The 1614-nt window shown below is 73.2% G+C and carries 2 protein-coding genes; both read right to left on the bottom strand.

All coding sequences use genetic code 11. The features are described from left to right. Positions 1–362 (bottom strand): NAD(P)/FAD-dependent oxidoreductase (locus FUT87_RS15845; RefSeq protein ID WP_147241632.1); only part of this gene is annotated, 362 nt, incomplete at its 3' end. Positions 363–476: 114 nt separating this feature from the next. Further along, on the bottom strand, positions 477–1614 hold a 1138-nt coding region (locus tag FUT87_RS28915; protein WP_186830567.1), incomplete at its 5' end, for an ATP-binding protein.

Here is a 1614-nt window from a genome sequence, read left to right as displayed (position 1 = left end):
CAGGCGCGCAGCAGCGGCGCGGCCTTCAGGTCCTTGGGAAAGACGCGCCCCGAGCTGCCGACGAAGGTCTCGACGCCGAGTCCCTGCGTCCAGGCCCGCAGCGCCTCGCCGTCGAAGCGGTCGAGCCAGGCGGCGACGCCGGCCTGGCGTTCGTAGTAGCGGGTGTCGAAGTCGGGCCGCGCTTCCGAGTGGGTCAGGTTGAGCCCGCCCTTGCCCGCGAGCAGGAACTTGCGGCCGACGGACGCCATGGCGTCGTAGAGGTCGACCGACACGCCGGCGAGCGCCAGGCGTTCCGCGGCCATCAGGCCGGCGGGGCCGCCGCCGATGACGATGGCGCGGCGGGGAGAGGAAGTATTGGGCATGGTCGGGAGGGTACTGCGCAGGGCGCGCAGTGTGCCAGACCACGCCGGTGAGGCGGTGCGGCGGTGCGGCGGTGCGGCGGTGCGGCGGTGCGGCGGTGCGGCGGTGCGGAAGTATCAGGCGGTGCCCGGCACCGCCGGCAGCTCCAGCGTGAACCGGGACCCCTGCCCGCTCTCGCTGTCGACCAGGATGCGCCCGCCCATCCGGTCCATCAGCTGCTTGCAGATGACCAGCCCGATGCCATGGCCGGGCTGCTCCTCGCGCCCGAGCCGGTTGAACGGCTGGAAGAGCTGCGCCCGCTGCTCGACGCTCAGGCCGATGCCGTTGTCCACCACCTCGATGCGGAAGCCGCGCGGCTCCGCGCTCGCGCGCACCTGGACCCAGCCGCCGCGCCGGTTGTACTTGATCGCGTTGGAGATCAGGTTGTGCAGCACCTGCTCGAGCCGGATGGGATCGGCCTGGACCATCGGTAGCGTGCTGTCCTCCTCCGGCGTCAGGCCGATCCGCAGGTCCACGCCCGCGGCCTGCGCCGCCGGCTGCGCCAGCTCCACCACCCGCCGCAGCAGCGGCCCGGCCTGCAGCGGCAGCGACTGCACGGTCAGCGTGTTCGCCTCGACCCGCGACAGCGTCATCATGTCCTCGATCAGCACCAGCAGGTGCTTGGCCGCCTCGTCGATGTGCCGCAGCCGCGCGCGCTGCGTCTCGTCGAGCGGCCGCTGCGGATCGTGCGCCAGCAGCTGGCTGAAGCCCAGCACCGCGTTGAGCGGCGTGCGCAGCTCATGGCTGGCCTGGGAGAGGAACTCGCTCTTGGTGCGGCTGGTCACCTCGGCCAGCTCGCGGGCCCGGTCGGCGTCCTGCAGCCGCATGCGCTCGCCGAGCTCGCGCTGCAGCAGCTCGCCACGCAGCCGCACCTGGCGCTGCAACGCCCGGTTCCAGAGCAGCGTGAGGCCCAGCCCCAGCAGCACCAGCGCCAGCGCGACCCCGCCGCCCCACAGCGCCCGGCGCTGCCAACGCATCGCCGCCGTGTCCTGCGTGATCCAGCGGTCCGCGATCGCCTGCCGCTCGTCGTCGCCGATGCGCGTCAGCGCCTTGTCCAGGATGCGGCCCAGCATCGGCCAGTCGCGCCGGTAGCCGATGCCCAGCCCGTAGGCGAAGCCGATGTCCTCCACCACCCGCAGGTTGCCGATGCCGTCGCGCCGCATCAGGTAGGTCGCGCCGGCCAGGTCCATCACCGCGGCGCCGACCTCGCCGCCG

This window comes from Mitsuaria sp. TWR114 (assembly GCF_007997345.1).
The sequence above is the reverse complement of the archived record's forward strand: the minus strand, read 5'-3'. Positions and strand labels throughout refer to the sequence as shown.